General features: G+C 45.8%; 3 protein-coding genes and 1 pseudogene. 2 read left to right on the forward strand and 2 right to left on the reverse strand.

Translation table 11 applies throughout. The annotated features are described in order from the left end of the window. Window positions 1-188, forward strand: a pseudogene (locus ACBR23_RS27840) (RNA-guided endonuclease TnpB family protein); the annotation flags it as partial. Window positions 189-459: 271 nt separating this feature from the next. Beyond that, on the forward strand, window positions 460-1,122 hold the full coding sequence (locus tag ACBR23_RS27845; protein ID WP_341736305.1) for a Crp/Fnr family transcriptional regulator: 663 nt from the start codon (window positions 460-462) through the stop codon (window positions 1,120-1,122). A 59-nt stretch (window positions 1,123-1,181) separates the two neighbouring features. On the opposite strand, the gene ACBR23_RS27850 is transcribed toward ACBR23_RS27845, so the two are convergent. Together ACBR23_RS27850 and adhE are read right to left on the reverse strand one after the other, a co-directional pair. Next, on the reverse strand, window positions 1,182-2,381 hold the full coding sequence (locus ACBR23_RS27850) for an FtsW/RodA/SpoVE family cell cycle protein (RefSeq protein WP_371119654.1): 1,200 nt from the start codon (window positions 2,379-2,381) through the stop codon (window positions 1,182-1,184). Window positions 2,382-2,720: 339 nt separating this feature from the next. Continuing rightward, entirely contained in the window at window positions 2,721-5,333 is a 2,613-nt protein-coding gene (gene adhE / locus ACBR23_RS27855) for a bifunctional acetaldehyde-CoA/alcohol dehydrogenase (protein ID WP_371119653.1), read from the reverse strand. Window positions 5,334-5,502: the final 169 nt, after the last annotated feature.

Below are 5,502 nucleotides of genomic sequence, written 5' to 3' on the forward strand. Positions count from 1 at the left end.
AGCAAAACTCTCTGATGGTTGACCGCGATATTAATGCCGCGATTAATTTAAAGAGACTGGGGTTGGACATTTTCCCCAGTATAAAAAGCCGTGGTGGGAATCTTTCTATAGTAGGAACTATGGATGAAGCGTACCAGAAGGAAATTTTGTATACCCTTAGTAGGGCTGCAAAGATGCCCACGTCATAGCTGTACTCGGCTTGACGTGGGAGTATGTCACAGTTGGCGACTTATTTTATAAAATTTAAATGATTTTTTTCAATAAATAACCCCCTGAGCAGTATACACTCTGAGAGTTCGATCGCAAAAACTGCCGATTCATCAATCAATATACAAAGTTAAAACAATTAACCAAAGCTTATCTTTCCGCTAACCAGACGATTACCAAGCCTTTACCTTCATCAGTTAGAGTCAGAGACATAGGTCTCAAACCACTGTTTTTTAGCTGGAAAAAATAGATATGCCACTAACTTCTAAGCCACCTTTAGCAGAAATCCAGCATAGCACAGGGATCGATCGGAACTTACATTTTTATGCCAAAGGCGAAACAATTCCTCTGATGTCCCAAGGCCTGTGGCAAGTTTGTCAAGGTCTAGTGCAATTGACTACCCTTTATCCAAGTGGGGAAGAAGGACTTTTAGGCTGGGCGGGGCCTTCCATGTGCTTCGGTTTATGGTTGACCAGCTTGCAGACTTACCGGGCTACGGCGACATCAGATGTCTACTTGATCTGGTATTCTATGGTGGAAATAGAAGCTTCTCCTCAATTAGCTCAGAATTTGCTGCCTCAAATGGGCAGGCGGCTGCGACAAATGGAAGCAATTTTGGCGATCGCCGGACAGCGCCGAGTAGAAGACCGTTTATATCAGCTACTATTATTATTGAAACAAGAATTCGGTCAGACAGTAGTTGAAGGGACGCGCTTAAATATCCGCTTAACACATCAAGATATTGCTAATGCGATTTGCACTACCCGCGTGACGGTAACGCGAATGCTGGGAAAATTACAGCAGCAAGAGTTAATCAGTCGAGACAAAGACCGCCATTTGATTCTCAAAAAAGAGGGTTTTGCCTCTGCATCCGATTTGTTTGGTTACAAACCTCAAGCAGTCATTAGTCATTAGTCATTAGTTATTGGTTATTGGTTAACAAATAACCAATAACAAATAACAACCTGAAAATATTAGTTCGATCGCAAATTCGCCTTTCCAGGCTGTCTCCGGCGTCCCTCCAAAGAAACCACCTCAGCTTCCGAACTCTCCCTCGCCACCCGAATCAGCAGCCCCGACAACAAAAAACTTGCCACCATCGAAGAACCGCCATAACTAAAAAACGGTAGCGGCAAACCCGTAGTCGGCAAAACCCCCGTCGCCACCCCAATATTCAGCAGCGACTGTCCCACCATCACCACCATCGCCCCGATCGCCACCAACTGAGACTCAACATTCCGGGCCTTCATCGCCACCCTCAAAGCCACAGTAGCGTATACCGCCAACATCAACAACAGCGAGAAACCTCCCACCAAACCAAACTCCTCAGCAAACACAGCAAAAATAAAATCGCTGTACTGAATCGGTAAATAAAATAACTTTTGCTGGGACATCCCCAAACCCACACCCCAAATACCACCCGAACCTACCGCCAGCAGACTTTGAACCAACTGATAGCCATCTTGCATCGGATCTGCCCAGGGATTCAGAAAAGACATAATCCGGCGGCGCTGATATTCCCGAAAACTAATACTTAAAACCGCCAATAGCATTCCGCCGATCGCGGTTGCGCCCAACTGCAAAGCAGGCAAATTAGCAGCCAAAGCCACCAACCACAAAGTCATCCCGCACAAAGCCGTGGTACTCAAATTCGGCTGCAACAAAATTCCCAACAGCATCGCCCCGAAAATTCCCAACCAAGTCAAGCGAACTTTATTCGTCAACCGGGGCCAGTTGCCGAAAATGCGAGCACTTTGGAGAACGAAAAAGGGTTTAATCAACTCCGAAGGTTGAATAATTGGAACAGGGCCCAGAGATATCCAGCGAGTCGCCCCGTTGATGGTGGTTCCCACTCCGGGAGCTAAAGTCAGCCACAGCAACCCCAGCAACATCAGAATGCCCCACTGAGCTGTTTTGATCAGGTAGCGTAGGGGGGAGTAGATCATCAAGTTAAAACCAGCCAGCCCGATCGCCACTGCGATTAGCTGTCGTTTAACATAATAAAGACCATCTCCAAATTCTGAATTGGCGATCGGGTAGGAAGCTGAGAACAAAGCTGTCAGCCCAGTAAACAGCCACAAAAAAGTCAGCCATCTCAGCCAGCGGGCCTCAGCAGCCCATTCAGATACGGTAGGGTCTAAAAATGGAATGAAGCGTCGAATATCAGCAGCCATAGGATTTTAGTTTATTTATTCTTATTCAAAATAATAGTGTGAGGGGAATTTTGTTTGCTGTTTATTGGGGTTTTGTTCGCGATAATCGCAGTGATACTGTCGGCTTATTGAAATATTTGCGATCGGATTATGCACTATTAAGTAGAATATCGATGTCATGATTTAACCGCAGAGAGCGCAGAGGACACAGAGGGAGAGAATTGAGAGATGAATACAGGAGAATGCTACCTACCGGATTTGATATCACTTCCGAGCTTAAGCTGCTTGTCATAAACCGGGTTTTTGGGTAATATTTCCTAAGCGTAAATTGCCCATCGGAAAACCCGGTTTTTTCGATTTTTAATGTGTCATGCCTTCACCTAAATAAGCTTGCATCAGTAACTGCTTCAAATCGGCAATCAGAGGATAGCGGGGATTGGCACCAGTACACTGATCGTCAAAAGCCCGATCGGCCATTTCTTCGACATGAGCCAAGAAAAAGTCATCGGCGATACCTTGTTCTAAGAGTACCTCTTGAATTGTGGCTGGAATTTCCACTTGACGTTTTAACTCTTCCACTGCTTCGATCAACTTTTCAACTTTTTCCTCGTCAGTCTCGCCGCCCAAGTTGAGATAGTTGGCAATCTGAGCATAGCGCCAAGTGCTATTAGGATACTTGTTCTGCGAGAAAGTCGCTTGCTTAAATGGTACATCCGTCGCATTGTAACGAATTACATGGGAAATCATCAGGGCGTTGGCTAAACCGTGAGCAATGTGACAAGTTCCGCCTAACTGGTGGGCGATGGAGTGACAAATTCCCAGGAAAGCATTCGCAAAGGCCATGCCTGCGATCGTAGCAGCATAATGGACTTTTTCCCGTGCTTTGGGGTCTTTAGCACCATTTTTGTAAGCACTGGGCAGATATTTGAACAACAGACGAATTGCTTCTAAAGCTAATCCGTTGGTATATTCAGAAGCCAGTACAGAAACGTATGCTTCGATCGCATGAGTTAACGCATCTATCCCACCATAGGCTGTCAGTCGTTTGGGCATATTCATCGTCAATTCTGGATCGACGATCGCTATATTTGGAGTCAAAGCATAATCTGCAAGGGGATATTTGATACCCGATCGCTCATCTGTCACCACCGCAAAAGGAGTAACTTCCGAACCTGTCCCCGACGTGGTAGGAATTGATACCATCATTGCCTTTTCTCCCAAGGGTGGAAGTTCATAAACCCGCTTGCGAATATCCATAAATCGCATCGCCAATCCTTCAAACTCAATATCGGGATGTTCGTACATTAACCACATCACCTTTGCAGCATCCATCGGAGAACCGCCACCAAAGGCAATAATCACATCGGGATGAAAGCTATTGCAAATTGCTAAACCTTTACGCACGGTGGCTAAGGAAGGATCGGGTTCCACATCATAAAAAGTATAGTGAGCGATGCCGATTTCTTCCAAACTATCAGTAACTTCTTTGGTTAATCCGAGTTCAAATAAAGGGCGATCGGTAACAATTAAAGCCCGTTTTTTCCCCGCCAAATCCCGCAGCGCTACTGGTAAACAGCCAAACTTAAAGTAAATCTTAGGAGGGATGCGGAACCATAGCATATTCTCCCGACGGGAGGCGACAGTTTTGATATTCAACAGATGATGAGGTGTCACATTCGCCGAAACGGAATTACCGCCCCAGCTACCGCAGCCCAGAGTCAAAGAAGGATCGAGACGGAAATTGTAAAGATCCCCGATCGCCCCTTGGGAAGATGGAGTATTAATCAGCACCCGCGAAGTTTCCACCTTACTTTCAAAATAACGAATATGTTCCTGATTGCTAGGGGCTGTATACAGCGCCGAAGTATGTCCGTGTCCCCCGAATAAAATTAATGCTTCTGCTTTTTCGACAGCATCATGAAAATCGGTGGCGCGATACATCGCCAGAATCGGTGACAGCTTCTCATAAGCAAAAGGTTCATCTTTGTCGATCGCCTCTACTTCCCCAATCAAAACTCTTGTATTCCCTGGTATTTCCAACCCCGCAACTTCGGCAATTTTGCTCACAGTTTGTCCCACAATTGCTGGATTCAAATGTCCATCGGTTAAAATCACCTGACGAACTCGATCTCGTTCTTCAGAATTCAGGAAATAAGCACCGCGCTTGATAAATTCCTGTCTGACAGCTTCATAAACTGCATCTACCACAACCACCGATTGTTCCGAAGCACAAATCGTGCCATTATCAAAGGTTTTACTCAAAATTATCGAACTCACCGCCATTTGAATATGGGCAGTTTCATCAATAATTGCCGGAGTATTTCCAGCGCCCACGCCGATAGAAGGATGTCCCGAAGAATAGGCTGCTTTGACCATACCAGGCCCGCCTGTTGCCAAAATCAGCTTGATATCGGGGTTTTGCATTAAAGCTTGGGAAAGTGGCACGGTTGGTTCATCAATCCAGCCAATGATATTTGGTGGAGCGCCCGCCGCTACTGCCGCATCCAGCACAATTTTTGCCGCTGCGATCGTGCAATTTTTGGCGTGGGGATGGGGCGAAAAAATGATACCATTTCTAGTTTTAAGTGCAATCAAAGATTTAAAAATTGTAGTAGAAGTGGGATTGGTGACAGGCACAATTCCAGCTAGGAGTCCCACGGGTTCGGCAATGCGTTCGTAGCCAAAATGTTTGTCTGATTCAATTACGCCACAGGTTTTATCATTTTTGTATTTGTTGTAAATCATTTCTGAGGCAAAATGATTTTTGATGGCTTTATCTTCGATTACGCCCATTCCTGATTCTTTTACCGCTGCTTTGGCTAAGGGAATCCGCGCAGCATTAGCAGCCAAAGCTGCTTGTTTAAAAATGCGATCGACTTGCTCTTGACTAAAAGTAGCAAATTCTGTTTGTGCTGCTTTTACGTTTTCAATTAACAGTTTCAATTCATCTATGTTGGTGACTTTCATTGTCAATTCTCCTCGGCTTTATTGTTGTGAAATTGTCGTGAAATTCTGAGATTGTAGATCCCCCTAAATCCCCACCCCCCCCTAGCCCCCCCACCCCCCCCTGCCCCCCCCAAGGGGGGAGGGGGGAAGGGGGACTTTGAGCTTCTTTCTCCCCCCTTTTTAAGGGGGGTTGGGG

Origin of the sequence: Microcoleus sp., assembly GCF_041354475.1 — a bacterium.
GTDB lineage: Bacteria > Cyanobacteriota > Cyanobacteriia > Cyanobacteriales > Microcoleaceae > Microcoleus.

Excerpts from the sequence above, each read along its gene's own strand:
- ACBR23_RS27845 (WP_341736305.1), top strand. The coding sequence starts at position 460 with ATGCCACTAACTTCTAAGCCACCTTTAGCAGAAATCCAGCATAGCACA.
- ACBR23_RS27850 (WP_371119654.1), bottom strand. The coding sequence starts at position 2,381 with ATGGCTGCTGATATTCGACGCTTCATTCCATTTTTAGACCCTACCGTA.